Raw genomic sequence first — 25,990 nt, 5'->3', positions numbered from 1 at the left:
CACCTCCTATTTCATAGTGAGATTAACTGGATTTAGCAAAGAATCCAGTAAATGCTTGATTGATGTGTCTATAAAACTAAGCGGTATTGAGGGTTGAAATCCAATCAACAGCACAAGAAAAACAAGAGGAATAAACATGAGCACTTCCCTTAAGTTTAAATCATGAAGATGTTCTTTTATCTCTGGCTTGACCTCGTTAAGAACAACTCTGTAATAAAGCCATATCATATATGTTGCACCAAGAGCAATTCCCAGTATTAGTGGAGTACCTATATAAAAACTGCTTTTAAAAGCACCGAGCATAATAAGAAATTCTCCTATAAAGGAGTTTGTTCCAGGAAAACCAATTGAGGCTGCTGAAAAGAAGGTATAAAAAAGAACAAAGATGGGAACTGCCTTACCGAGTCCTCCATACTTTATAAGCTCTCTTGTGTGGGTTCTTTCATAAATTACACCTATGCACATAAAGAGTGCTCCAGTTACAATTCCATGATTAATCATCTGAAGTATCCCACCCTGCATGGCTGATGTATTCAGCGAAAAGATTCCGAGAGTGACAAATCCCATGTGGCTAACACTGGAGTAAGCAATGAGTCGTTTAAAATCAGTTTGCATGAGTGTTACAAAAGCTCCGTAAATTATGGCAACAAGCGATAAAACTTGCATAAAAAGCTTTAAACTCAGTGTGGCATCAGGGCAGAAGGGTATAGAAAATCTTACAAATCCGTATCCTCCAATCTTAAGCAAAATTCCTGCAAGGATTACGCTTCCTGCAGTTGGCGCCTCTGTATGGGCATCAGGAAGCCATGTATGGAAGGGAAACATTGGAACCTTGACAGCAAAGGCTGCGAAAAAGGCAAAAAATAACCAGTATTGGAACTCTAACGGAAGTTTGACCTTTGAGAGTTCAACCACATCAAAGGTTTTACCTGCCATAAAGTAAAGGCTTATAATTCCAATAAGCATAAGAACACTGCCTGCAAAGGTAAAAAGAACAAACTTTACAGAGGCATAAATTCTATTAGCACTTCCCCAGATTCCAATAAGTAAAAACATAGGAATTAGCATGGCTTCATAAAATACATAAAAAAGAAGCAAATCCATAGCACAGAAAACACCTATCATTGCAGTTTCCATTATGAGAATCATTGAGTAAAAAAGCTTTACTGTCTCCTGAATAGCACTCCATGAGACTGCTACACACAGAATGCTAATAATAAGAGTGAGCAATACAAAAAGAATGCTTATACCATCAACTCCCACTTTGTAATAAGCGTTTATTGCAGGGATCCAGTTATAAAATTCAACAAACTGAAAAGATGAACTGGATTTATCAAAATTAGTAAATATGGGAATTGATATTAATAAATTCATAACAGTTGTAAAGACTGCTGTGTATCTTACAGCCCTGTCATTTTTAAGCAGAATAATAATGAGAACTCCAATAAGAGGAAAGAATGTAACTATTGAGAGTATTGGATATGAAACTGTCTCAGTCATGCCTTACTCCTTTAAATAACTATTGGAATTAAAATTATCAAAATCAACATTATAACTCCTATAATCATGAAAAAGGCGTAATCATGGGCTTTTCCAGTTTGAATTATCTTGACTGTATCACTGAGTTTTATAGAACCTTTTGCCATTCTATCGTATGTTCCATCAACTCCTGAAGTATCAACAAGTTTTAAAACCCTTGCAATCTTTAACACAGGCTTTATGACCATAAACTCATAAGCCTGCCCGACTATATTATATTCAATCTTTGCAAGCACATTATTTGCAAACTTCATAAAAACTGCTGCTGCCTTTCTATAAAACCAGTCTGCATCAAGATTTATTGACCTTATCTCTGGAGGATAGATTCCTGAAAGCATCAATAAAGTAAAAGCTAATGCTGAAAAAGCAAGAAGTTGTGTCTGATCTATTACATGGGCTGCTGTATATGGCTCATAGTCAACTGAATAGGGAAGGATGGAATAAAGAGGACCTGGCATCACTCCTATACCAATGCATAAAAATGCTGCCAGTCCCATTGCTACAAGCATATGAGTTGGAGCTTCCTTTGTTTTTATCCCTGAGTCATGGCTGAAAAAAGGGAAAAATGAAACCTTCATTGCTGAATAACTAAACACTCCAGCAGATGCAAAAAGCAAAGCAAGCCAGATTATAATCAATTTATTTTCAGCAGCTGCTGAGATTATCATTGATTTACTAACAAAGCCACTGGTAAAAGGGATTCCTGAAATAGATGCTGCTCCCACAATACAGAAAATTGTTGTCAAAGGCATTGATTTGTACAAGCCACCTAAATCTGTAGCATTTATTTTTCCAGTGCGGTACAAAACAGCACCCATTGACATAAAAAGCAAAGCATCATAAAGAATATGACAGAAAGCATGGGCAACTGTGCCATTTAGAGAAAGTTTTGTCCCTATACCTATTCCTACCATCATAAATCCTACCTGATTTATGATGGTATAAGAAAGCACTCTTCTGAGATTATTCTCAATAACAGTATAGAAAAGGGGAAAAATTGCCATTACTGCTCCAACGTAAATTAAAATTTCCGTTCCATAAAAGGCTCTTGCAAGAAAATATACAGCTGTTTTTGTTGTAAAAACTGAGAGAAACACCGTTCCCGTCTCAGTGGACTCTGGATAAGCATCAGGCAGCCACGCATGCAGCAGTGGAAAAGCTGCATTTATTCCAAACCCAAGAAATATAAGCCATGAACTCAATCCATTCAAGCTTACATAATTGAAAAGCAAAGAGCGTGTCTCATGATAATGAATCATAATACCACCAAGAAGGAGTAAGCCTCCAAAAATATGAACCATTAAATACCTCATCCCGGCACCTACAGCTGCTTTGGTCCTTGCAGACCAGACAATATAGGCTGCTGCAAATGCCATGACTTCACAGAATATAAAAAGTGTTATAAAGTCTCCAGCAAAAACCGCACCCTGAGCACCACCTGCATAAACAAAAGCTGAGACCAGATGGAGATTATCCTTTACATGAAGGCTGTATATGGATGAAATAAAAGTTATAATTGCAAAGATATAGCCAAAGGCAAGAGAGAGTCTATCAACCCTGCCAAATATTAGCTCATACTCCAGTATTCTTACTTTCCAGTATATGCCTTCGGAAAGGTTGAAAAGGTATAAAACTATAAGCAATGGTAGAGCAATCATATAGACCTGCCTTGCCCTTCCCTTTAAAAGAGGAACTAAAAGAGAACCCACTATGAGTATCAATGCAGGTGGAATCAAATTAATCATTATAATAATCCTCCCTTCTCATAACAATGGGTCTGAGTATGTATTTTGCAGCCAGAACAAGTAAGATACAAGCAACAAGACCATAGGCTCCATAAAAAGATAGATACTCATCAAAGCCAAAGTAAGAATGTTTGTGAATAAAGGGGTCAATAATTATCAGGAGAAGGAGGAATAAAAAGAAAATAGTGAGAATTTTCTTTAAACCCTTGCTCATTTTTTTGTTTTCCATCACTTAGCACCCAGCATGATTATTGCTGCAAGATATATAGCTCCGAGAGTAAACACTATATAAAAAACCGTTCTATAAGGTGGAATTGGGTCATGCTTAAGAATCTTTTTATCACTTCCATTTAAACTCATTTCAGAACCTCCTTAGCGAGATTTATTATCAAATCTGGATACAATCCACCAATTATGCTGAGTATGGCAGTAATCATGAGAGTTGTAGCTATAAAGGGATTTTCTTTGATCTCATGAGCATGTCCATGGGTATCATCAAACTTTCTAAAATAGGCGCGATAGATTATAGGCAGAAAATATCCAGCATTAAGCAAAGAACTTAAAAGTAAAACTCCTACTATTTCAATGCTGCCCTTTTCAAGGGCTCCCATAAGCAAATACCACTTAGTTATAAATCCACCTACAAGGGGAACTCCTATCATACCCAGTGCACCAATTGTGAAAGCTGCCATGGTCCAGGGCATTTTTTTTGCAATCCCGTCAAGCTGACTGACTTCAGTTTTATGGGCGCATACATAAAGAGAACCTGCACAGAAAAATAGAGTTATCTTAGCAAAGGCGTGATTGGAAATATGAATTATTCCTCCCAGCATTCCATCATAGGTAAGCAGAAGTCCTCCTAAAATGACGTAGGAAAGTTGACTTATTGTGGAAAAAGCAAGCCTTGCTTTAATATTATCTCTTGTGAGTGCTATCATTGAGCCTACTGTTATTGTAAAAGCTGCCATAAAAAGAGCAAAATTTGTCGTAGAAAGTTCTTTAAGAAAATCAGTTCCGTAAACGAAAAATATTACTCTTAAAACAGTGAATACTCCTGTCTTTACAACTGCCACTGCATGTAGCAGTGCACTTACCGGAGTCGGTGCAACCATTGCAGCAGGAAGCCATCCATGAAGCGGCATAATAGCAGCTTTTGCAAATCCATAAAAATACATTAGAAATACTATTCCAAGAATACCCGAGTAGGTATGTCTTACTGCCTCTGTAAAGATGCCTCCCTTTTGGAAATCAAGAGTTCCTGCAATCATATAAGTTATTACAATTGCTGCAACGAGAAACACCTTTGCAGCACCTATTAAATATATGGCATACTTTCTTGCTCCAGCCTTTGCTTCATCTGTTTCATGATGGGCAACAAGTGGATAGGTCACAAAAGTCAGTCCCTCATAAAACAAAAACATGGTAAAAAGATTGCCTGAAAAGGCAACACCCATGGTTGTTGAAAGTGCTGCAGCAAAGCAGGCAAAGTATCTTGTTTGCTTTTTTTCATTGTGTCCTCTCATGTATCCAATGGAATAGAATGTTGTAACTATCCATAAGAAAGACGCACCAAGAGCAAATAGCATTCCAAGAGCATCTGCCCTGAATTTTACCTCAATACCGGGGAAAAGCTTGAAAAGTTTAAACTCCAGCGTTTTTCCTGCCAGGACTGCTGGAAGCATAGAGGCAACCACAGCAAACTTAATAACTCCTGCCAGCACCGACCAGAATTCGCGAAGATTAGGATTTCTCTCACCTGTTGCAACAATTAATGGAATTGCCAGTAAAGAAACAATAACTGGAATTAATGGTAAAATGGATTGCTCTACATTCATCACTCTTCCCTCATCAGATTGAATTCTTCAAGTTTCAATGTAGGCTTATTTTTATATGCCAGTATAATAATTATTAATCCTACAGCAACGGCACCACCCGCAATAGCAATGACAAAGAGAGCAATAATCTGACCTCTTATATCCTGCATGTAATGACTCAGTGCCACAAGAGACACATTTATGGAATTAAGCATAATCTCTATGGAGATAAACATCATTATCAAATTTTTTCTTGTTAAAAATCCTACAAATCCGACAAAAAATAAGACTGTGCTCAACGCTAAATAGTAACTAAGCGGTACCATTTGTCTTCCTCCTTATGGCAGCTATTCCAACACCAATTAAAGGAACTAAGAGAATAAAGCCTAAAATCAGAAAGGGGAAAAGATAGTCATTAAAAAGAACGATCCCGAGCGTTTTTGTATGTCCCTGTTTTTCAATAAGCTCAATGGTGTAGTTGCCTGTGTAATGTTTCTTATAAGTAAAAGCACCAGCAATGGCAAAAAACAAAAGTAAAAGAGAAGCATAAAGCCTTGCCTGCCATGAATGAATAAACACTGACTGTTTTGTTTCCTCTTTCAGGTTAAGCAAAAATACAACGAAAAGAAACATAACAAGAATGGCACCTGCATAAACAATAATCTGCACCATTGCGAGAAATTCTGCATTTAAAAGTAAATAAAGCCCTGCAAGGTGAACAAACATAAGAAGTATCCATAAAAGGCTATGAACAAGATTTTTTCTTGTAATGCCTGCTATACTTGAAAAAAGTATAACAGCAGCAAAGTATGTAAATAAAAGTTCAGGTATCATCCTTCGTCCCTCTAAATAAACTTTTTAACAAAAGCAATAATTAACAAATTCACAACTGCAGCAGGAATAAGCACCTTCCATCCAATATTAAGCAACTGGTCAAATCTGTATCTTGGAAAAGTTGCTCTGACCCATATGTAAAGAAAAATAAAGGCATACACCTTTATAGCAAACCAGATTACTCCTGGAACTTTCTCAAGAAATGGGATAATGTCCGTTACAAATCTGGGTATGGTCCAGCCACCAAGAAAACATAAAGCACAGAGAGATGCCATAATATACATCGCCACATACTCTGCAAGGAAAAAGAGAGCATATCTGAAGGCACTGTATTCAGTGAGATAGCCTGCTACAAGCTCTGTTTCAGCTTCTGGAAGATCAAAGGGTGCTCTGTTTGTTTCTGCGAAAGCTGCAATTACAAATACGATAAATCCAATTATTTGTGGAATGGCATATATCCCTAAAGCAGTGTTATACTGGGCAATTACAATTTCTCTTAAATTAAGTGAGCCAGCAGCAAGAACTACTCCAGCAAGGCTCAAACCAAGAGCAATCTCATAGCTTAAAACCTGACTGGTAGAACGAATTCCTCCAAGGAAAGAATACTTACTGTTTGATGACCATCCAGCAAGAATAATTCCATAAACAGATATGGATGCAGAGGCCAAGATAAAAAGCAATCCTATGTTGAGATCAGCAAGAATAAAGTTTCTGTCAAAGGGTATAACAGTAAGATTTATCATGGTAAAGACAAGCACTATGACCGGGGCAATCTTAAATATGGATTTTTCAGCATTCACTGGCACAATGTCTTCTTTGAAAAATATCTTTATGAAATCTGCAACGGGCTGTAGCAGTCCGTGAGGTCCCACTTCCATTGGTCCCATTCTTGCCTGAGCCCTTCCAATGATTTTCCTCTCTGCATAGGTTGTGTAAGCAACATGGGTGAGAACCACTCCAAAAACAATGGCTGTTTTGATGATCATTATTAACAGTTCAATCATCTATTTAGTCTCCTCATCAATAATCTCTCTAAATCCTCTCCAAAGTTCTCTGCCCCTCAAAGGATAATCCTTTCTCAAAGGATGTCCATCCCAGTCCTCTGGCATGAGTATTCTTCTTAAGTCAGGATGCCCTGTAAATCTTATTCCAAACATATCAAAGCATTCCCTCTCATGCCAGTTTGCACCACTCCATAGCTCAGTAACGCTCTCTATTTCAGGCTCTTTTTCGTAAATTTTCACCTTAATCCTTAAATGCAGCCTTCTGCAGATACTGTAAAGATTATAGACAACCTCAAATCTTGGCTCCGCTGGATAAAGGTCAACTCCGCAGAGATCCTGTATATGATTAAATCCTTGTTCTTCTTTGAGATATCTCAGAATTTCTTTGATTTTTTCCCTTTTTACAGTCACTGAAACCTGTCCTCTGAACTCTTTTATATCAATCACCTCATTGGCAAACTTCTCCTTTAAAAGCTTTGCAATTTTGAGGGAGCTCTCTGTAGCTTTTACACTTTCCATTACTTCTTGTGCCATGTAAGTGCTCCTATGAAAATTTCATAAATGTAGCCCACTAAAATAAGTCCTATAAAAATAATCATCACCCAGAAGCCTTCAAGAGATATTAAATGAAAGGCAACTGCCCATGGATAAAGGAATATGACTTCCACATCAAAGACCACAAAAAGGATGGCAAGAAGAAAGAATCCAATGAAAAATCTTTCTGTTGTATCTCCACTCGGTGGATTACCAGACTCATAGGCAGTGAATTTAATGGGATTGAATTTTTTTGGTGCTAAAATTTTGTTAACAGTAAGTCCCACCAATCCAAAAACAGTGGAAAAAAACATTACAATAAAAACAGGCAAATATTTATATGGAATGTAGCTACCTGGTTCCATCATTGCAGCTCCTATGTGTTTTTAATATTTATTGCCCTTAAAACAGCTATAGGCTGTCTTTTACCTGCAGGAAGTCTATGACGACTGATTCCCTGCAGATACCAGAATTTGTTTATGTAATCCTCTCCTTCATATTGCTTCATGAATTCATCCCAGTTTTTTAGAAGGCTTTCTCTGTTAAAGTAATTGCTCTCTCTGTCATATGAGGCATACTCAAAAAACTCTGTAAGCACAATGGCATTAACAGGACATACTTCCTCACAATAACCACAGAATATGCATCTTAATGCATCTATCTCATACTTTGTAAGAACTCTTGCCCCTGTATCATTGTTAATTGCGTAATCAATGTAAATGCACTGGCTCGGGCAGACCTGGGCACACTTTGTGCAAGCAACGCATTTTTCCTTTCCTGTTTCATGATCTCGAACAAAGGCGTGTCTTCCTCTGAATCCAGGTTCAAGGGCTCTTTTCTGCTTTGGGTAACGAATGGTTACGGGAGTTGTAAACATTGTCTTAAATGTAATGAGCATGCCTTTAAGCAGGTCAATGAAAAGAAGTTTTTTAAGTAGTTTATTCATCTGTCTGCCTCTCCCATAACAATGTCAAGAGTTCCAATAATTGTAATAACATCCGCAAGTAAATGACCTTCACAGAGTTCTGGAATTGCCGAGATATGAATAAAAGAAGGTGCTCTCACCCGCATTCTATAAGGTCTTCCAGAGCCATCGCTCACTATGTAAAAGCCCAGCTCTCCCTTTGGGGCTTCAATGGCTGAATATATCTCTCCCTTTGGCATAATCTCCTGCTTTTCTTCACTGAAGGCAATAAAACCACTCCATAGAGAGTCATCTGGTTCAATTTTTCTTTTTAGCTGATGAGGCATATCCAGATCAGGGGAGCTATTGGAGATGATCTCTCCTTCAGGCATCTTTTCAATGCACTGTTTTACAATCAATGCTGATTGCCTCATTTCACGAATTCTGCATAAATACCTGTCATAGGTATCCCCATTTTCTCCAAGAGGTACTTCAAAATCCACTTCACTGTAAGCATCGTAGGGAAGATGCTTTCTTATGTCATAGTAAACACCTGAGCCACGAAGAGCAGGACCTGTAAGTCCCATTGAAATGGCTTTTTCTGCAGTAATAATACCTATTCCTTTTGTTCTTGCAAGCCATATACGGTTTTCTGTAAGAAGGCTCTCATACTCATCAACTCTTTGAAGCATGACATCCATGAATTTATAAATCTCATCAAGCACATGCTGTTTTACATCAATCCTTACGCCACCAATTCTTGGATAGGATACAGTAAGCCTTGCTCCACATATTTTTTCAAAAAATTGGAGTATCTGCTCCCTTTCTCTGAAGGCATAAAGAAACACTGTCATTGCACCAATGTCAAGGGCATGGGTTGCAAGCCAGAGTAAATGACTGCTCAGCCTTGTTAGCTCTGCAACCATAGTTCTTATAAACTTTGCTCTCGGTGGTGGCTCAATACCCATCAACCTCTCAACTGCAAGGCAGTATCCGATGTTGTTTGTCATGCTTGATATATAATCAAGCCTGTCAGTAAGAGTCATTGCACCAGGATAGGTTTTATTTTCAGAAAGCTTTTCCACTCCTCTGTGAAGATAACCCACATCAGGAGTAATTTTTATCACCCTTTCACCTTCAAACTCACAGAGAAGTTTTAATACTCCATGAGTGGCAGGATGATGGGGTCCCATCTGAAGGACAAAGGTTGTCTCAGTAATCTTTTCTATTTCCAGCTGCCCCATCTTCCATGCTCCTTCATAATTTTCTCCTTTAATTTAAGCAATCCATACATTAAAGCCTCTGGTCTTGGTGGACACCCTGGTATGTAAACATCAACTGGTAAAAACTGGTCTGCACCCTGAACAGTGCTATAGGTATTAAAAATTCCACCTGTACAGGCACAACTTCCCATGGCAACCACATACTTTGGCTCTGGCATCTGATCATAGACTCTTTTTACAATGGGAGCCATTTTGTATGTAACTGTTCCAGCTATAATTATCAAATCTGCCTGGCGGGGTGATGCTCTGAAGAGAATACCAAATCTATCAAGGTCTAAATGGGATGCGCCTGCTGCCATCATCTCTATAGCGCAGCAAGCTAATCCAAAAGTAAGGGGCCAGAGTGAGTTTGACCTGCCCCAGTTTACAACTTTATCAAGGGTAGTAATTATTACATTACTACCCCTTATTATCTTTGTGTCCTCTTCTACTTCTATAATGTTTTCTTTATCAGTATAAAGAGGCATAAGTGTCCTTTACGAATCTCTCTCTCTTAAGTCGTGAAGCCTCATCAGCAGAGACAAACTTCAATGCTTTTGTAGTGCATTTAGTTACACAGGCTGGCTTAAGCCCCTGGTCAACTCTATCCTTGCAGTAATCGCATTTTACAACTTTACCTGTTTCAGGATTCCACTGAGGGACTCCCCATGGACAGGCAGTAATGCAGGACTTGCATCCCACACACAAAGACTGCTCAACAAAAACTATTCCGTCCTTTGGGCGCTTCTGCATTGCTCCTGTTGGACAGGCTTTCACACACCATGGGTCTTCACAGTGAAAACAGGGCATAAAGACAAATCTCTGACGAGGAAGTCCGCCAATTAGCTTAATGTCAGTCTCAATTATTCTACAGAGTCTTGGACCAACAGGAAGCTCATTTTTTGTTTTACAGTGAACCTCACAGGCATAGCAACCAATGCATCTGTCATGGTCCTGATATATGTAATAGATGCTCATTCATTCACCTCCCTACGCCTTTTTAACTTTCACAAAGTTTTCAAAGAGAGCACCAGTATGACTACCATGTGCCATTCTGTCAAAAGCTCCTTTAAGAAGTCTTCCCTCATTTAATCCTTTTCCATAGGAGCGACTCTTCCAGGGCACTTCATTTTCAAAACCTCTGTACATGAATACAGCCTCTTCATGTATAAAGGGTGTAACCTTTGCCCTGATTTTTCCTGAGAAATCACCAGAGGAGACTTCAACCCAGTCACCATTCTTGATACCCAGTCTTGCTGCCACTTTATCATTTATCCATAGTTCATTTTCTGGCACAATCTCATTGAGATATTTATTGTTGTGCGTCTGAACATGGGTATGTACTGCCATTCTTCCGAAAACAAGCCTGAATTCACCATTTTCAGTATCTGGTTTAGAAATTTTCGGAGGTTCGTAGAAAAATGGGACTTCTCTTTCTGCCATCTTGCTGGATAAAATCTCTACTTTGCCTGAGGGTGTCTTAAACTTAAGCTCATCCCTTGAATACATCTTGGCATCTTTGCAGAGGGCAACCTGACCTGTCTTATCAAAATCTTCAATCTTTACTCCTGTTCCATCAAGCTGATAGTTCCATATATCTTCAATGCTCTCATATGGCATGTATTCTCCAGCACCATAGGCAGTAAGAATACCCTTCACGATCTCCCATCTTGCCTTTGTATCATAAAGAGGCTTGACTGCCTGACGCCTCATTACAAAAGCGGGTTTTGCACCTCTCTGCATACCAAGAATATCGCTTCTCTCAAGATAGGTGGACTCTGGCAGAATGACATCAGCATAATAAGATGTATTAGAGTAGTTAACATCAATAGTTACAAGAAGCTCAACTCCATTGAGTATCTCCTCAATATCTTTATGGGGTATTCCTGCAAAGGGATCATATCTTACCACAAAGAGAGCTTTTATAGGATAGGGCTGTCCTGTTTTTATTGCTCTGTAAAGATGAAGAATGTGTCCTGCACCATCATAAAGAAATCCTTTTCCTTCCTCTGCCTCAACTCTTTTTTCCTCTGGTGCGGGAATTCTTTCAAGAAGACTGTTAAGTCCTTTTGCCCCCACCTCTTTGGGTGTCTTGGCAAGTATTAAACCACCTTTTTGCTCAATACTGCCAAGCAGAGCATTCAGTATTATTACAGACCTTGCAAAATAAAAGGCATCCATATATCTTGCAGCAAACCATCCCGGATAGAAAATTACACGGGGTTTATCTGCACCAAGCTGTCTTGCAAAAGAGATGATTTCATAGGCTGGAATACCTGTTTCCTTTTCAGCCCATTGAGGTGTATAGGGTTTTATAAAGTTTTCAAGCTCAGGAAGTCCTGTTACAAATCGGTCAACAAAGTCTCTGTCAAAAAGGTTTTCCTTGACAATTACATGGATAAGGGCAAGATTAAGAGCATAGTCAGTGCCAGGTCTTATCTGAAGATACCTTGTTGCCTTTGTAGCAGTCTTTGATGCTCTTACATCAATGTATGTAAGATTTGCACCGTTCTCAAGCGCTTTTACAATGTTGTTTACCTCTCTTACTGCCAAAGCCTCAACAGCATTTCTTCCGTAAAGAACAATATGCTTTGCATTTGACCAGTCATAGCCAACTTCAGGTCTTCCATACCCAAGCAAACTCTGATAGGCAAGGTCTACATTTTTTCGGCAGAGATCATCATGGTTGAAGTAGTTGGGAGATCCCATCCCTCTCACAATAAGTCTCTGCATCTGACCAAAGAGTCCTGCACCTCTGTCAAGAAGAGCAACGGTTCTTTTACCATACTGGGACTGAAGTGTCTGTACTCTCTCTGCAATATAGGCAAATACCTCATCCCAGCTTGCCCGTTTGTACTGTCCTGCGCCTCTTGGTCCTGTTCTTATCATTGGATACTGAGGTCTTTCAAAGTCATAAAGAAGTGCCAGACCAGCAGAGCCCCTGGCACAGAGGCTACCCTCCATGCCAGGTACATAAGGATTTCCCTCTATCCAGGTAACTCTTCCATCAGTTACTTCAACTCTAATTGGGCACCTTGCTGAACACATTCCGCAAATACTGAATACAGAGGTCTTCATAATGAATCCCCCCTTTTTAAAACACGCCAAGTAGCTGCAGAGCAAGAATTAAAAGTCCAGCACAGGCAACTCTTTTAACGGTTATGGGATCCAGCCTCTTTGCGATCTTTGGCCCAATATATCCACCGAGAATTGCTGCAGGGAACATTATGAGGAAAAATATTAAGTCAAAGTTACCAAACCCATAATGCCTAAAAGTTCCCATGAGTGTATTAAAAAATATAGCAAGAAGAGAGCTACCTACAATGACATATATGGGAAGCCTCAATCCTACTGCCATAAGTGGAACCATAAACGGTCCTCCACCAAATCCAAACATGGAAGACATAATAGCAATCAAAAACGCACCGGGTATTCCAATAGCAAGATTTACTTTAAATTCTTGTCCCCAGAATTCTATTTTCATCTTTACTTACCTCCTTGCTGTTTTTTCTTTGCTGCTTCTTCAGCTCTCTTCTTAAATTCTTTGAGAATTGCCTGCTCTTTCTTATTCTTTTCAAGATACTTTGGTGTTGTCTGCCACAGCATCAAAGCTGAAAGAATTATTAAAACCCAGCCAAACAAGAACTTATACTGGTCAAGAGTTATGAGCTCTGTAAGCTTTGGTCCTATAAATCCACCGACAAGCATGGCAAGTCCGAGTGTTACTCCAAGCTTCCAGCTGATAAATTTAATTTTTGAGTAGTTGTATATACCAGTAGCCTGAGAGAAAAGAACTGTTGGCATAACTGTTCCTGCAACCACTGTATGGGGAAGTCCAAGCATTACAAGAATGGGATTAAGTATAAAACCACCGCCAGCACCCATTAAAACTCCGAATGTGGTAATCGCTGCTGTAAGAAGGAATGGCCATATTACATTAACAGTTCTACCAGCATTTGGTAGATAGACACTGGGAAAGCTGATGGAGTTTTCTACTACCACTGGCTCACTTTTAATATCTTTGTCAACCTTTGCTACTACAAAATATTTACCAGGAGCTGCATTGGATGGAATCTCAACTGTTGCCTTGAAACTGCCATCCTCTTCAATTTTAAGATTAGATGAGAATATTGCACCCACGCTTCTAAATCTTGCCTTCAGAAGTTGCATGGATCTCTTCTTATTCTCCTTTTCATCCATAGGATCAAGCTTTTGTCCTCTTGAACCAATTATGCTTGCCCAGAGAGAGGTCTGATATCTGTCAATCTTTATCTTTGCAGGATATCCATAAACAGCATCTGCACCTGCATCCTTTATAACCTTTGATACACTCCATTTTTTACCTTCCTTTTTTGCCTCTTCAAGCACAGATTTGTATTTTTCTGGAATTATAAGTTTGTAAAAGCCAGGCATTTCATCGGTCATATAAAAGATGTAAGGTCTTTTGCCCGTTTTTGGATCAGGGTCTGCATCAAGTCTTGCAGCTCTCACAGTCCTCTCTGACCATACTTCAATATATACATCTTTTCCTGCTGGTGCTTTACCGGTGATGGTTATCTTGCCACCACCTGAAAGCTGATTTTTGTCCACCTTTACTGTTACTGCTTCAGCTGGTTTAGCCTGCTGTGTTACTTCTGCTGGCTTAGTTTCCACTGGTTTGGCTGGCTGTTTAGTCTCTTCAGGCTTCTGTGCATAAACCATTGAGAAAGATAAAATGACAGCTAAAACTGTAATAACTGTTAAAACTCGTTTCATAAATCCTCCTCCAAAATTTTATTATCTTACGATTAAAACTGATTTAGTAGCATTGGCAGCTACTTTTTGAGTGACACTTCCAAAAAGCGTTCTTTCTGTAGCATCTTTACCTTTTGAGCCAATTACAATTAAATCATAGTTGTTTGCATAGTCAACTATTACATCTGCTGGAGTACCTTCTAAAATAACTGTTTCTCCTTTCATCCCCCTTTCATTAAGAATTTCCTGTGCTCGTCTGAGATTACCTTCAACTTCAGCTTTAAAAATGCTCTCAACAGTTGCACAGTCAATGCCAATTTCAAGAAAGCATACCTTCGGAACTACTGATAAAACAGTAATTTGTGAGCCAAATTTTTGAGCAAGCTTTATAGCTTCCTCAAGTGCCTTCTTTGACCATTCTGAACCATCAAAACATACTAAAATTTTCTCCATAGTTAACCCCCCTTTTTTAAGGATTTTCGAGACTTATCAAAAACTTGCAAACTCTTGAAAATCAAGAATTTACAAACATCCTTAATTTTCAACTGCCTCTGCTCATCTTTCCAGGCATTTCTTATAATTCCAAACCTTTTTTGTCGTTCCGAGCTTTTTTAATATCATTCCAAACTTTCTCCCTGTCGTTCCAATTTCTTTTTCTTTGTCGTTCCGACTTTTTCTTTGTCATTTCCGATCGAAGCGAGGAATCTCCTCCTCTTTCAGCATCGGAACATGTCAAAGATTCCTCGGGTGGAATGCCACCCTCGGAATGACAACAAAAAAGCATCATTTCGTTTCTCTATTGTAATCCCGAACCTTTCTTTGTCATTCCGAGCCTGCTTAGCAGACGAAGAAGCAAATGACTTGCCAGATAATAACTCTTTGAAAAATAAAAGAAAAATTAAAATAAAGATGTGCTTTTTTGGACAAAAGGAAAGGACTGCTGTCCCAAATGGGACAGCAGTTAATTTTTACTGACTGACTTTTTTTCTTACATAGGGAAGAAGTCCTCCGTTGAGTATCAGCTCCTTTTCCCTGTCATTTAAGTTGGAATATACTTCAAAGGAACTATCTTTTGATTCATTGAAAATCACATATTTTTGCGAACCTTTGACTCCCGAAATCAAATCAATGATTTTTAATATATCTCCCTGCTCCACTTTCTCATAATCCTCTGGATTAACAAAGATAAGTGGTAGAATACCAAAGTTAATTAGATTTGCACGGTGAATTCTTGCAAAAGATTTAGCAATAACAGCTTTAATGCCAAGATACATTGGTGCAATTGCTGCATGCTCACGGGATGATCCCTGCCCGTAGTTTTCACCGCCTACAATGATTCCTCCACCTTTGCTTTTAGCATTCATAGCCCTCTCATAAAAGTTTTCATCAAGATTTTTAAAGGTAAACTTTGATATTTCAGGAATATTTGATCTGTAAGGCAGAACCTGAGTACCTGCAGGGAGTATGTCATCGGTTGTTATGTTATCTCCAAGCTTAAGTAGAACCTGAGCATGTATGGTATTTTCAAGAGGCTCTTTTACAGGAACTTCCTTTATATTTGGTCCCTTAATGATTTTAATATCTTTATCTTTTTTGGGTGAAATGAGCATATTGTCGTTTATTTTAAAAGACTCAGGTTCATTGATTTCCTCCACAGAGATGTCTGTTTCAAAGGGGTCAACTATCTCACCTTTAATAGCTGTTAAAGCACAAACCACTGGAGAGGCAAGATACACAAAGGCATCCTTTGTTCCTGATCTTCCTTTAAAGTTTCTGTTATAGGAACGAATAGAGACTTGACCGCTTCCAGGTGCTCCTCCCATTCCAATGCAGGGACCACAGGCAGATTCAAGAATTCTTGCTCCAGCTGCAATCATGTTTTCAATATCTCCTTCATGGGCAAGCATCTCATAAACCTGCTTAGAACCGGGATTTATGAAAAGAGTTACATCCTCGTGAACTGTTCTTCCCCTGAGAATTGATGAAACTGTCTTCATCATCTTGTAGGAAGAGTTTGTACAGGAGCCAATGCATACCTGATGAACCTTTGTTTCTTTAATGTCCTTTACAGGCACCACATTGTCAGGACTGTGTGGCTGTGCTATCATGGGTTGTATTTCTGATAAATCAATTTCTATAATTTCAGCATACTCTGCATCTTCATCAGCTTCAAGAGGTATCCATTGATGCTGTCTTCCCTGAGCTTTGAGAAATCTGAGAGTATTTTCATCACTTGGAAAAATAGAGGTGGTCGCACCAAGTTCTGCACCCATGTTTGTTATCGTTGCTCTCTCAGTTACAGAAAGGTCTTTAACACCTGATCCACCGTATTCAAATATTTTCCCTACTCCTCCTTTAACAGAAAGCATTTTTAACAAGGTTAGAATAACATCCATAGCAGTAACATAGGGTCTTCTGAGCTTTCCTAAAAGATTTATCCGAACAACTTTTGGCATGGTGAACTCAAAAGGCATTCCTGCCATAACAGAGGCTGCCTCAAGACCACCAACTCCTATTGCGATCATTCCTATTCCGCCACCTGTTGGTGTGTGGCTATCTGTGCCAAGGGCAATTAAACCTGGAGCAGCAAATCTTTCAAGATGAACCTGATGACATATACCATTTCCAGGTCTGGAAAAATAGGCACCAAAACGAGCTGCAGCGGTTCTTAAAAATAAATGGTCATCGGCATTCATAAAATTACTCTGAAGCATGTTGTGATCCACATAGGAAACAGCAAGAGGCACTCTTACTCTATCAAGTCCGATTGCTTCAAATTCAAGCCATGTCATTGTGCCTGTGGCATCCTGAGTGTAAACCTGATCAACTCTTACCCCAATGAGGCTTCCCTCCTTTAATTTACCAGATACAAGATGGGATTCCATTATTTTTTCCACAATATTTTTTCCCATTGAATCCTCCTTTCGTATTACAAACCTCTGAAAAATTTAGTATAATATTATACTTCATAAAAATTCAAAAAAGGAGGATGTCGTGCACTTTTTCACCTACAAAAAAGGAGAACTCTTTGTAGAGGATGTGCCTGTTAAAGAGTTAGTAAAAGAGTTTGGAACTCCTCTTTATATTTATAGCTACGGCACTTTAATAAGACACATAAGAGCCTATGAAGAAGCCTTCTGCGAGATATCTCACATTATATGCTATGCTGTAAAAGCGAACTCAAACCTTGCAATACTAAGTCTTTTCGCTGAGCTTGGAATTGGTGCAGATATTGTATCTGGAGGAGAACTTTTCAGGGCATTAAAAGCAGGAATAAAACCTTACAGAATAGTTTTCGCAGGAGTTGGGAAAACCGATGAAGAAATAGAGTATGCGATTAAAAATAATATTCTCATGTTCAATGTGGAATCTGAATTAGAGCTTTACAAAATTAACGAAATAGCTAAAAAACTGAAAAAACAGGCAAGAGTTGCCTTAAGAATAAATCCTGATATTGATCCAAAAACACACAAATACATTGCAACAGGCTTGAAAACAAGCAAATTCGGAATCCCTATATCTAAGGCAGTTGAATACTACAAAGTGGCAAAGTCTCTTGAAAATATAAAAATAATCGGAATCCATAAACATATTGGCTCACAGATTACAGAAACAGACGCTTATGTAGAGGCATTGAGGAAACTCCTTGAACTTTACGAAAAACTTGTTCAGGCAGATGTGGATATAGAATATATTGACATTGGCGGTGGTCTTGGAATTACCTATAAAGATGAAGAACCTCCTCATCCAAAAGATCTTGCAAATGCCTTAATTCCTCTTATTAAAAATCAGAAAGGCAAATTAATAGTTGAACCAGGGCGATCGATTGTTGGAAATGCCGGAATTCTCGTTACAAAGGTTTTATATACAAAACAAACAGACGTAAAGAATTTCATAATCGTTGATGCAGGCATGAACGATCTTATGAGGCCTACTTTATATGGCTCCTATCATGAAATTTTGCCAGTAACCCAGGGAAAAAGACAAAAAATTGTGGCAGACATTGTTGGTCCTATATGCGAGTCAGGCGATTTCCTTGCAAAGGATAGAGAAATTGAAAAACTCTCTCCAGGAGAATATCTTGCTGTAATGAGCGCAGGAGCCTACGGATTCAGTATGTCATCAAACTATAATAGCAGACCAAGAGCTGCGGAAGTGCTTGTAAAAGGAGAACATTATGCTTTAATAAGAAAGCGTGAAACCTATAAAGATTTAATAAAGAATGAAATCATACCGGAGGATTTACTCTAATGGGAACAATTAATTTCGTTAAAATGCATGGACTTGGCAATGATTTTATATTGATTGACTGCCTGAATCAAAGTCTGCCAGAACCTGAAAAGTTTGCAATCAAATACTGTGACAGACGCTTTGGCATTGGTTCTGACCAGCTTTTACTTTTGTATCCTTCTGAGGTTGCGGATTTTAAAATGAGAATCTTTAATGCCGATGGCTCAGAAGTTGAGATGTGCGGAAATGGAATAAGATGTTTTGCAAAATACATATGGGATAGAAAATTAACAGATAAAGAAGTTTTAGAAGTGGAAACACTGGCTGGAATTATTAAACCCAGAAAGATTGGCGAGCTTGTTCAGGTTGATATGGGAAAACCTGAATTCAGTCCTTCAAAAATTCCAGTTGATGTAGAGGGAGATAGGGCTTTTGATCTAATTCTTGAGATCAGTGGATGGCACGCAAGGATAAACTGCGTAAGCATGGGGAATCCTCATGCAGTTATATTTCTTGATGAAGAACCAAAAAATTTTGCTGTTACAAAATATGGTCCTCTTATTGAAAATCATCCAATCTTTCCAAAGAGAACAAATGTAGAATTCGCCTTTGTAAAAAATCCGAATGAAATAGTAATGCGAGTCTGGGAAAGAGGGGCTGGAGAAACCCTTGCCTGTGGAACAGGAGCCTGTGCTACTGCTGTGGTTTCTATGATAAAAGGCATTACAGATAGAAAAGTCACAGTTCATCTTCTTGGTGGAGATTTAATGATTGAATGGGCAGAGGATGGACATGTTTATATGACAGGTCCTGCAGAGGAAGTTTTTGAAGGAATTGTTAAAGTTCCACAAATTGGCTGATAATCGCAGATTCTGCATTTACTCTTAAAATCAAAAGCTGGTAAAAAAGGTATATCTTTATCTTTTATTTCATTAAGAAGCGTTTCTATCACAGTTGATACAGTTCTTATGCATTCTTCTTTGTCATTTTGATTGAAAGGGTCAAATCTCACTGTATCATCATTGAGTAAAGCTTTTCCAAGCAAAAAATAACAACCTTTCAGTTCAAAAACGCTGAGCTTGTGTTTCTGAGCATAAAGTAGCATATAAAGAGGAATTTGAAGACTGCCAATATATTTAGACCAATTTTCTCTTTCGAATATATTAAGTTTGTCAAATTTTATTTTGTAATGCTGTTCAGTTCCTGATATTTTATAATCCACAATAGTGATAGAATCATCTATGCTTTCAACTAAATCTATTCTATATATAAAGCTTGCATTAAAAAGATTTTCTTCTATGAGTTCTTCAACTTCAAGAATTTTTAACCTACGGATTTTACTCAGTTTTTTATAATACTCTATCAATTGAAGAAGTCTTTGAAGTATCTGTAGTTTTATTAAATATACTTTGCCTGTTACTTTACTACCATACTTTTTAGAAAATATATTCTGCACAATGGATTCTATATCGTTTCCAAAATCATCGGGATTGAGTTTTTTATTTTTTCTTAATCTCAAATATTCCTTTAATGATTCATGAACAATCGTACCAATTTCAGAGTGTTCCAGTTCGGCGGAAAGCTCTTTTTTCTTTTTTAGTTTCAATACATAGGAATAATAAAATTTCAATCCACAGTCAAGATAATCATCAATTGAAGATGGTGAAAAACAAAGATTATTAATAACTTCCATTGTTTCATCTGATTTATATATTTCAGCAGGCTTTCTTGTTGTTAAATTTACTGCCCAAGAAAGTGACTTTACAGGTATATCAATTCTCCGAGCTTCGCTTTTTTCTGCCTCCCATATAATTTTTTCAATAAATCGGGATCTCTCGTTTATATCGTTTTTTATGTAGCAAAGATGCGCTTCCTCGGCACCATCTATTAAAAGGGAAAAATAGTAGTAAACAAGCTTTTCTCTCTCATGATAAGTAGGCAAACCGAGAATCTTTCTTACCTTGTAAGGCATCAGATAATCCTCTGAAAGCGGAGGAAAAATACCTTCATTTAAATCAAGAAATATCACTTTTTTAAATTTAATGTTTCTCGTCTCAAGAAATCCCAGTATCTGTAAGCCTTTCAGAGGTGTACCAGCAAAGGGAACATTTTCAAACATTATGAGATTTTTAAAAAAGTTAAAATATGACTCTAAATGCTCAAATTGAAAATTCTTTATCAAAGAGTTGAGAAGTTTATCAAATTGAGCGATAAAAGCCTCAACATAGGGATAAAATAAAGGATGAAATCTTGCTGTAGTCTTCTCATAAACAAAAAGAAGCACATCTCTACAGTTCTTTATAAATTCTTCAATATTTTTAATGGACGTAAACTTTTTTATTGTGTTGTTATGAATCATTTCAATGTGCTGTCTTATATCATCCACTGTAAGAGTGAAATCCTTTAAGTTCGAAGCTACTGCTACTGGTATTTCTTTCTCAATCCATTCAAGCTCCACAAAGGAAATTTCCTTAGATATTAACAAATTCTCAATTTCATGAAAAATAATTCTGCTCAATTCAGCACTGTTTTTAATAAGAACATTTTTTGTATATGGGTGAAGCATAAATTTCAGATACAAAGGAGTATAAAACTGGTTATTCTCAATGGAATTTACAACTTCAAAGAGATTAATAAAAAATCCATAAATTGGTGTTCTGTTCAGGGGATAGCCCATTGAGATGTTATAATTTTCTTCCTTCAGAAATGGGATACCCTGTCTTAAAAGAGGAAAAAGTGTGTCAGATTTTGGTAGAACTATAACTGTTTTTTCATCAATTGCTGATTTTTCCATAATTCTTCCCACTACCTTTACCTCTGCATGCGTATCAGGGCAACTGTAAAGATTGATTTTACTGAAAAGTTTTTCATTAAATTCAGGTTCTTTCTGAAAAATAAAATAAAAGTTTTTAATTTTAGATAGCTTTTCAAGAATTCTTTTTTCAGAGGCTGTAAAAGCAAAAAAACCGGCATAAATCAAGATTTTGAATTCCAGATCTTGCAAACTTATGCAATCTGCTACTTTTCTATATCTTAATCCTCGGGTGCAGAGATTTCTTTGTATCAACTCTTCATAAAAATTCTGATAAATCACTGAAAGAAACCTTAATTTTTCCTGGGATTTTATTGGGATATCAATTAGATTCTCTACTTCTTTAAGCTTGTTTATATGAATTTCTTCAATGTAAAGCTCTTCAAAGAGGTTAAACAGTTTGAAACCAAAGGAGATAAAGTTATCAAACTTCTTAAAAAAAGGGCTCAATAAATTGTGTTTTAAACATATTTCATAGATTATGCCGACAGCTTCAATTGTTTCAATTGGAGAAGCATTGCTCATTTTTCTGAACAAAAACTCTATAAATTCATCTGCTGAAAAAACTCTGGGTGGGATAAAGGATTGTTTTACTTTTTGAGCAAGGTATTTTTTTAAATAATGTGAGGGTCTTTTCCCTGGAAAAACAATAAAATTTGCAGAATAATCATATCCATCAGCATAAATAATATCTACGATTTTTTGAATTATATCTTCAGAGCTATTAATTGCAATAATCTCAGCCTCTTTTAGAAAGCCCAATTCATCCATCGACCTCTTTCACCTCTCGTAAATCAAGATAGTAAAGGTATCCATTAACTGTTTTATCTTTAAAAATGTCTGATAATAATTTCATATAAAGCTTTACCTGCGAGAAATGCTCATCATGTGGATAGCCTGTTTTGTAATCAATTACACTAACCGAGTCTTTATCAACAACAACTCTATCAATTCTGTGGACAATACCTTCTTTATCTACAATCTCAAATTCATTAAGAATTTTTTCATACCCTCGCTTAAAAAATTTTTCCATATCAGGATGATTTATCATATCAACTATCAATGGTTTTATCTGGGAAGCTGAAAAATTTGTATGGCAGTATCTGTTTAATCTTTCTATCTTAAAGTCTATCTCTTCCATAACTCCTTCGTCAAAATATTCAATTTCTTCTAAAATAAAGTGTATAAAATCTCCTCTCTTTTTTTCAGTAAAATGCACTATTTCGTCGGAAACTAAGAAATTAAATGATACAAGATAATGATGAGCATTAATTTCTGAAGACTCTGTGAGTGATAATGATTTATTTTTAACTGATTTATGCCCCATCCCTTTATTGTAGTATTCTGAAAGAATATCAAAAGGTAGTTTATCTTCTTTATCAGTTCTGCATAAAACATACAGTTCATCCTCTGCTCTGGTAAAGGCAACATAAAGAGTATTTAATAAATCTACAATTTCTGATTTTTTTTGTTCTTTTTTTATCTGTAGCAATAATTCATTTTTTTCAGCTATCTGGTTTGTAACTTTTAAAATATGAACTCCCTGTTCAACTTCATGAAAAATATATTTATTTCTTGGTTTTTCATCGTTTTCTAAATAAACAAAAACTATCGGAAACCCTAATCCTTTTGCTTTATGAATAGTCATAACCTGTATGGCATCTATATCAGCTGGAGTGGCTATATTCCATATGTTATCATCCGCAGGACTTTCAAAAAATTTTATTAGTTCTTTGATGTTGTTATATCCTTTTTCTTCAAAGTTCTTAACAAGATCAAGTAATTTAAGAAATGTTGCTTCTTCATCAGGCAGAGTTTCAAATACCTTAAAATTATTTAATGCCACTGAGAGTAAATCATAAACAGGTAAATATCCTGAAAGTTTAAAGAGTTGCTTGAAATACTTTTCCCAGAGTTGTGGAAATTCTTTCTCAAAATGTTTATAAATGGCTGTTTCATCCCTGTATTTAAGGAGAAATTCATCGGGCTTGAAATTTATTGCTTCTCTTTTTACTGTATTTCTGAATATATCGCCAAGTAAGAAACAGCTAAAGGAGAAATCATCTAAGGGAGAATCAAGGAATCGTAACAGACTTAACATCTCTGATGTAACTTTTCTTTTTCTCACATCAAGGCTGCTGTAAGATATAAAAGGCAACTGCAAATCGTTTAACCATTGACTGATAGTTACAACCTGCTCATTTTTAAAAGCGAGTATTGCTATATCTTTCAAAAGATAACCTCTTTGAGTGATATTATTTACACACTCTAAAAGATATTTTTTTATTTCAAACTCTTCCTCTTCATTCTCACTAAAAGCTCTCACTTCCACATAACCTTCTTGCGAGCTTTCTTCTGCAATCTGATGGCACTCACGAAATCCTGCAAATTCAGCTGGTTCGGCATAAACTGGATTATTTAAAACTTTTTCTCTGAAAATATTTACTACAAAATCAACAATTGTTTTTTTGCTTCTGTAGTTTTTATCAAGAGTTTTAACTATTTTGTATGCTGAAGGAAATATATCGCTTTCTTCCAGCTCTTTCATTATCTTGTAATCAGCTCCACGAAAGGAGTAAATTGCCTGTTTTGTATCTCCAACAACAAAAAGACTTCCATTTTCAGCAAGAGCGTTTTCAATTAAAAACTTTAGATTATTCCACTGAAGTGGTGATGTATCCTGATATTCATCAATAAAAAAATGATGTATTTTTTCGCCTAACCTGAAGTATATGTCTGGAACGATTGAGTTATTCAAATACACTGAAAGAATTTTATTAATATCTTCAATGAAAATTTTACATTCCTTTTGTTTTATCTGATTTAATAAAGTTTTAAAGCTTTGATATACTTCAATATATGGCAGATAAAAAGTTAATGCATAATAAAAAGCATACTCTTTAAGTTCTTCAAGAAATTCATTCCACAAATTCAAAACATTTTCGTATTTTTCCAGTAAGTTCTTGTTTTTAGGCTTGTTTACAGGTGGTTTTTTCATTCCCCTTGTTAAAAGTTCTCTAAAATTTTTGTTTTCAATGATCCTGTTGAAATCTTCCAGAATTCTCGTTGAACGATTTATTTCAAGTCCTAATGAAGTGATTTCCCTTAAAAAAGCCATAATTCTACTTTCAAGCTTTGCCTCAATTTTTTCTTTTAATTTTCTGTATTCATCAATAACTATAAATTCTTTATGAGTATTATGAATTTTAAGATGCAAACCCTTAATTTCATCAAAAATTCTTTCTGATGGATTCCAGAGATAGGTGTTACTGTTTGAGCTTATAATCTCTATAATGTTTTTAAAAAACTCACTCTTTAAAGAATTCTCCTGCACATCTTTTAAAAACAGGTCATAACTAAACCTAAGAAGAGATTCATTGTTCATAAGAATCTCAAAATCAGGATTGAAATCAAAATCAAGAGCAGAAGCTTTAAAAATTGAAGCCATAAAACTATCAATTGTCTTTACCTGAAAATCTGAATAATGATTCAGTATCTCATCAATTATCTGCCCAGCTTTAGCTGAGATTTCATCATGGGACAGTCCAGAAATTTTTGAAAATTTACTTAAAGAACTCTCTTCTTTACAATATAAACTTTTAAGCCAATCTATTATTCTTGACTTCATCTCAAAGGCAGCATTATTAGAAAAGGTTATAGCAAGAATATTTCGTAATGAATTATTAGGAATGTTATCGGAAAGTAAAAAATATACAAATCTTTCAGTAAGCGCTGTCGTTTTTCCTGAGCCAGCAGAAGCTTTCAGAATAACATAATGGGGAAGCTTAGTTACCATTCAAAACTCTGGACTATAATAATCCCTCTTGACTTTGCCTTTTTCTGAAATCCTTTAGTAGCATAATGAGTTATTAATACTCTTAAAACATCAACTTTTCCATACTCATCCTGCACTGCTTTAACTTTTTCTTCAAGTTCGTTAAAAACATCTTCAATACTTTGTTCTTTTCTTTCATCAAGCCTTAATTTGGATTCGCCAACTATAAAAACTTCTTTACCATTTTTTCTTGCCTTGCCAAATATATTTATCTCCTTACCTCCAATTTCTGCCCTTATAAGTTTCTCTTTAATTTCAATCCCATAATTTTCTTTTAAAAACTTAGGTAACATTCTATAAGATTCATTTTCAAAGGCATAACTCATTGTGAGACTGAGTCCACCAACCTCTTTCCTTAACTGCCTTAAACCTTTTGCCAGAGTTGCGACCTCCTCTTCTGTTCTTTTCTGTGCATCTGCAAGCTCTTCAAGCCTTTGTTCTGTTCTTTTTTGCGCATCTGCAAGCTCTTCAAGCCTTTGTTCTGTTCTTTTCTGTGCTTCCGTAAGCTCAGCAACAGCTGTTTCAAGTCTGCTAAGTCTGCTCTCTGACTGCTTCTGCGCCTCCGCAAGCTCTTTTTGAGCTTGAGCAAGATCTCTTACTATTTCTTTTAGTTCATTAAAATCCTTTACTTTGACCGTTTCATTTACAATATCAACCACTTCAAGAAGAACAGAGGCTTGCTTAACTGGAAAAACCTTTTTTATTTTGTCTTTTATGTTAGATACAGTAGCCATAGTTTATTA

Annotated in this window: 24 protein-coding genes; 2 read left to right on the top strand and 22 right to left on the bottom strand. The window is 36.7% G+C overall.

Going from position 1 to position 25,990, the window contains the following annotated elements:
* Positions 1-6: 6 nt before the first annotated feature.
* The 19 genes from V4D30_RS02915 to V4D30_RS02825 form a co-directional block, all read right to left on the bottom strand.
* Positions 7-1,500, bottom strand: a complete 1,494-nt coding sequence (locus tag V4D30_RS02915) for an NADH-quinone oxidoreductase subunit M (protein ID WP_353684754.1) — start codon at positions 1,498-1,500, stop codon at positions 7-9.
* 11 nt (positions 1,501-1,511) lie between these two features.
* Positions 1,512-3,284: a Na(+)/H(+) antiporter subunit D gene (locus tag V4D30_RS02910; protein ID WP_353684753.1), complete on the bottom strand. Its 1,773-nt coding sequence runs from the start codon at positions 3,282-3,284 to the stop codon at positions 1,512-1,514.
* Positions 3,277-3,513 carry a hypothetical protein gene (locus V4D30_RS02905; protein ID WP_353684752.1) on the bottom strand — a complete coding sequence of 79 codons (237 nt, stop codon included), beginning with the start codon at positions 3,511-3,513 and terminating at the stop codon, positions 3,277-3,279. Before V4D30_RS02905 ends, V4D30_RS02910 begins: the two co-directional genes overlap by 8 nt.
* Complete coding sequence (locus V4D30_RS02900) at positions 3,513-3,644, bottom strand: hypothetical protein (protein ID WP_353684751.1); 132 nt, start codon at positions 3,642-3,644, stop codon at positions 3,513-3,515. The genes V4D30_RS02905 and V4D30_RS02900 overlap by 1 nt, the downstream gene beginning before the upstream one ends.
* On the bottom strand, positions 3,641-5,119 hold the full coding sequence (locus tag V4D30_RS02895) for a monovalent cation/H+ antiporter subunit D family protein (protein WP_353684750.1): 1,479 nt from the start codon (positions 5,117-5,119) through the stop codon (positions 3,641-3,643). Before V4D30_RS02895 ends, V4D30_RS02900 begins: the two co-directional genes overlap by 4 nt.
* A complete protein-coding gene (gene nuoK / locus V4D30_RS02890) occupies positions 5,119-5,424 on the bottom strand; it encodes an NADH-quinone oxidoreductase subunit NuoK (protein WP_353684749.1) in 306 nt (101 codons plus the stop codon). Before nuoK ends, V4D30_RS02895 begins: the two co-directional genes overlap by 1 nt.
* A complete protein-coding gene (locus V4D30_RS02885; RefSeq protein WP_353684748.1) occupies positions 5,411-5,932 on the bottom strand; it encodes an NADH-quinone oxidoreductase subunit J in 522 nt (173 codons plus the stop codon). Before V4D30_RS02885 ends, nuoK begins: the two co-directional genes overlap by 14 nt.
* An 11-nt stretch (positions 5,933-5,943) precedes the next feature.
* Positions 5,944-6,936 carry an NADH-quinone oxidoreductase subunit NuoH gene (gene nuoH / locus V4D30_RS02880; protein WP_353684747.1) on the bottom strand — a complete coding sequence of 331 codons (993 nt, stop codon included), beginning with the start codon at positions 6,934-6,936 and terminating at the stop codon, positions 5,944-5,946.
* Positions 6,937-7,470 (bottom strand): NADH-quinone oxidoreductase subunit C, encoded by a 534-nt coding sequence (locus V4D30_RS02875; RefSeq protein ID WP_353684746.1) that lies wholly within the window; start codon positions 7,468-7,470, stop codon positions 6,937-6,939.
* The gene (gene ndhC / locus V4D30_RS02870; RefSeq protein WP_353684745.1) at positions 7,455-7,838 is read right to left on the bottom strand and encodes an NADH-quinone oxidoreductase subunit A; all 384 of its coding nucleotides are present in this window, start codon (positions 7,836-7,838) and stop codon (positions 7,455-7,457) included. The genes V4D30_RS02875 and ndhC overlap by 16 nt, the downstream gene beginning before the upstream one ends.
* Before the next feature lie 8 nt (positions 7,839-7,846).
* A complete protein-coding gene (nuoI, locus tag V4D30_RS02865) occupies positions 7,847-8,416 on the bottom strand; it encodes an NADH-quinone oxidoreductase subunit NuoI (protein WP_353684744.1) in 570 nt (189 codons plus the stop codon).
* Positions 8,413-9,618 carry an NADH-quinone oxidoreductase subunit D gene (locus V4D30_RS02860; RefSeq protein WP_353684743.1) on the bottom strand — a complete coding sequence of 402 codons (1,206 nt, stop codon included), beginning with the start codon at positions 9,616-9,618 and terminating at the stop codon, positions 8,413-8,415. Before V4D30_RS02860 ends, nuoI begins: the two co-directional genes overlap by 4 nt.
* Positions 9,600-10,124, bottom strand: a complete 525-nt coding sequence (locus V4D30_RS02855; protein WP_353684742.1) for an NADH-quinone oxidoreductase subunit B family protein — start codon at positions 10,122-10,124, stop codon at positions 9,600-9,602. The genes V4D30_RS02860 and V4D30_RS02855 overlap by 19 nt, the downstream gene beginning before the upstream one ends.
* Positions 10,108-10,614 (bottom strand): 4Fe-4S dicluster domain-containing protein, encoded by a 507-nt coding sequence (locus V4D30_RS02850; RefSeq protein WP_353684741.1) that lies wholly within the window; start codon positions 10,612-10,614, stop codon positions 10,108-10,110. The genes V4D30_RS02855 and V4D30_RS02850 overlap by 17 nt, the downstream gene beginning before the upstream one ends.
* Before the next feature lie 12 nt (positions 10,615-10,626).
* Complete coding sequence (locus tag V4D30_RS02845) at positions 10,627-12,714, bottom strand: molybdopterin-dependent oxidoreductase (protein ID WP_353684740.1); 2,088 nt, start codon at positions 12,712-12,714, stop codon at positions 10,627-10,629.
* Between the two features lie 16 nt (positions 12,715-12,730).
* On the bottom strand, positions 12,731-13,120 hold the full coding sequence (locus V4D30_RS02840) for a sulfite exporter TauE/SafE family protein (protein WP_353684739.1): 390 nt from the start codon (positions 13,118-13,120) through the stop codon (positions 12,731-12,733).
* Positions 13,121-13,122: 2 nt separating this feature from the next.
* Positions 13,123-14,391, bottom strand: a complete 1,269-nt coding sequence (locus V4D30_RS02835; RefSeq protein ID WP_353684738.1) for a sulfite exporter TauE/SafE family protein — start codon at positions 14,389-14,391, stop codon at positions 13,123-13,125.
* A 21-nt stretch (positions 14,392-14,412) separates the two neighbouring features.
* Positions 14,413-14,823, bottom strand: coding sequence for a universal stress protein (locus V4D30_RS02830; RefSeq protein WP_353684737.1), 411 nt, complete (start codon positions 14,821-14,823; stop codon positions 14,413-14,415).
* Positions 14,824-15,338: 515 nt separating this feature from the next.
* On the bottom strand, positions 15,339-17,282 hold the full coding sequence (locus V4D30_RS02825) for an aconitate hydratase (protein WP_353684736.1): 1,944 nt from the start codon (positions 17,280-17,282) through the stop codon (positions 15,339-15,341).
* 82 nt (positions 17,283-17,364) lie between these two features.
* On the opposite strand from V4D30_RS02825, the gene lysA reads away from it, so the two are divergent.
* Together lysA and dapF are read left to right on the top strand one after the other, a co-directional pair.
* The gene (lysA, locus tag V4D30_RS02820; protein ID WP_353684735.1) at positions 17,365-18,621 is read left to right on the top strand and encodes a diaminopimelate decarboxylase; all 1,257 of its coding nucleotides are present in this window, start codon (positions 17,365-17,367) and stop codon (positions 18,619-18,621) included.
* Positions 18,622-18,629: 8 nt separating this feature from the next.
* The gene (dapF, locus tag V4D30_RS02815) at positions 18,630-19,460 is read left to right on the top strand and encodes a diaminopimelate epimerase (RefSeq protein ID WP_353685149.1); all 831 of its coding nucleotides are present in this window, start codon (positions 18,630-18,632) and stop codon (positions 19,458-19,460) included.
* Here dapF and V4D30_RS02810 read toward each other — a convergent pair.
* The 3 genes from V4D30_RS02810 to V4D30_RS02800 are packed head-to-tail and all read right to left on the bottom strand — an operon-like array spanning position 19,397 to position 25,981.
* Positions 19,397-22,183 carry a PD-(D/E)XK nuclease family protein gene (locus V4D30_RS02810; RefSeq protein WP_353684734.1) on the bottom strand — a complete coding sequence of 929 codons (2,787 nt, stop codon included), beginning with the start codon at positions 22,181-22,183 and terminating at the stop codon, positions 19,397-19,399. The two genes, dapF and V4D30_RS02810, sit on opposite strands and share 64 nt — an antisense overlap.
* Positions 22,176-25,208, bottom strand: coding sequence for a UvrD-helicase domain-containing protein (locus V4D30_RS02805; protein ID WP_353684733.1), 3,033 nt, complete (start codon positions 25,206-25,208; stop codon positions 22,176-22,178). Before V4D30_RS02805 ends, V4D30_RS02810 begins: the two co-directional genes overlap by 8 nt.
* Positions 25,202-25,981, bottom strand: a complete 780-nt coding sequence (locus V4D30_RS02800) for a hypothetical protein (RefSeq protein WP_353684732.1) — start codon at positions 25,979-25,981, stop codon at positions 25,202-25,204. Before V4D30_RS02800 ends, V4D30_RS02805 begins: the two co-directional genes overlap by 7 nt.
* Positions 25,982-25,990: the final 9 nt, after the last annotated feature.

This window comes from Thermodesulfovibrio sp. 3907-1M, from assembly GCF_040450955.1.
Lineage (GTDB): Bacteria > Nitrospirota > Thermodesulfovibrionia > Thermodesulfovibrionales > Thermodesulfovibrionaceae > Thermodesulfovibrio > Thermodesulfovibrio autotrophicus.
This window is presented reverse-complemented; position numbering and strand designations above follow the sequence as displayed.

Bases quoted from the DNA above. Each gene is read 5' to 3' on its own strand.
- V4D30_RS02915 (WP_353684754.1), bottom strand. From the start codon at position 1,500: ATGACTGAGACAGTTTCATATCCAATACTCTCAATAGTTACATTCTTT.
- nuoK (WP_353684749.1), bottom strand. From the start codon at position 5,424: ATGGTACCGCTTAGTTACTATTTAGCGTTGAGCACAGTCTTATTTTTT.
- V4D30_RS02805 (WP_353684733.1), bottom strand. From the start codon at position 25,208: ATGGTAACTAAGCTTCCCCATTATGTTATTCTGAAAGCTTCTGCTGGC.
- V4D30_RS02895 (WP_353684750.1), bottom strand. From the start codon at position 5,119: ATGAATGTAGAGCAATCCATTTTACCATTAATTCCAGTTATTGTTTCT.
- V4D30_RS02910 (WP_353684753.1), bottom strand. From the start codon at position 3,284: ATGATTAATTTGATTCCACCTGCATTGATACTCATAGTGGGTTCTCTT.
- V4D30_RS02855 (WP_353684742.1), bottom strand. From the start codon at position 10,124: ATGCCTCTTTATACTGATAAAGAAAACATTATAGAAGTAGAAGAGGAC.
- nuoH (WP_353684747.1), bottom strand. From the start codon at position 6,936: ATGATTGAACTGTTAATAATGATCATCAAAACAGCCATTGTTTTTGGA.
- V4D30_RS02905 (WP_353684752.1), bottom strand. From the start codon at position 3,513: ATGGAAAACAAAAAAATGAGCAAGGGTTTAAAGAAAATTCTCACTATT.
- V4D30_RS02800 (WP_353684732.1), bottom strand. From the start codon at position 25,981: ATGGCTACTGTATCTAACATAAAAGACAAAATAAAAAAGGTTTTTCCA.
- V4D30_RS02825 (WP_353684736.1), bottom strand. From the start codon at position 17,282: ATGGGAAAAAATATTGTGGAAAAAATAATGGAATCCCATCTTGTATCT.
- V4D30_RS02830 (WP_353684737.1), bottom strand. From the start codon at position 14,823: ATGGAGAAAATTTTAGTATGTTTTGATGGTTCAGAATGGTCAAAGAAG.
- V4D30_RS02835 (WP_353684738.1), bottom strand. From the start codon at position 14,391: ATGAAACGAGTTTTAACAGTTATTACAGTTTTAGCTGTCATTTTATCT.
- V4D30_RS02810 (WP_353684734.1), bottom strand. From the start codon at position 22,183: ATGGATGAATTGGGCTTTCTAAAAGAGGCTGAGATTATTGCAATTAAT.
- V4D30_RS02900 (WP_353684751.1), bottom strand. From the start codon at position 3,644: ATGAGTTTAAATGGAAGTGATAAAAAGATTCTTAAGCATGACCCAATT.
- V4D30_RS02885 (WP_353684748.1), bottom strand. From the start codon at position 5,932: ATGATACCTGAACTTTTATTTACATACTTTGCTGCTGTTATACTTTTT.
- ndhC (WP_353684745.1), bottom strand. From the start codon at position 7,838: ATGATGGAACCAGGTAGCTACATTCCATATAAATATTTGCCTGTTTTT.
- V4D30_RS02875 (WP_353684746.1), bottom strand. From the start codon at position 7,470: ATGGCACAAGAAGTAATGGAAAGTGTAAAAGCTACAGAGAGCTCCCTC.
- V4D30_RS02840 (WP_353684739.1), bottom strand. From the start codon at position 13,120: ATGAAAATAGAATTCTGGGGACAAGAATTTAAAGTAAATCTTGCTATT.
- nuoI (WP_353684744.1), bottom strand. From the start codon at position 8,416: ATGAATAAACTACTTAAAAAACTTCTTTTCATTGACCTGCTTAAAGGC.
- V4D30_RS02845 (WP_353684740.1), bottom strand. From the start codon at position 12,714: ATGAAGACCTCTGTATTCAGTATTTGCGGAATGTGTTCAGCAAGGTGC.
- V4D30_RS02850 (WP_353684741.1), bottom strand. From the start codon at position 10,614: ATGAGCATCTATTACATATATCAGGACCATGACAGATGCATTGGTTGC.
- V4D30_RS02860 (WP_353684743.1), bottom strand. From the start codon at position 9,618: ATGGGGCAGCTGGAAATAGAAAAGATTACTGAGACAACCTTTGTCCTT.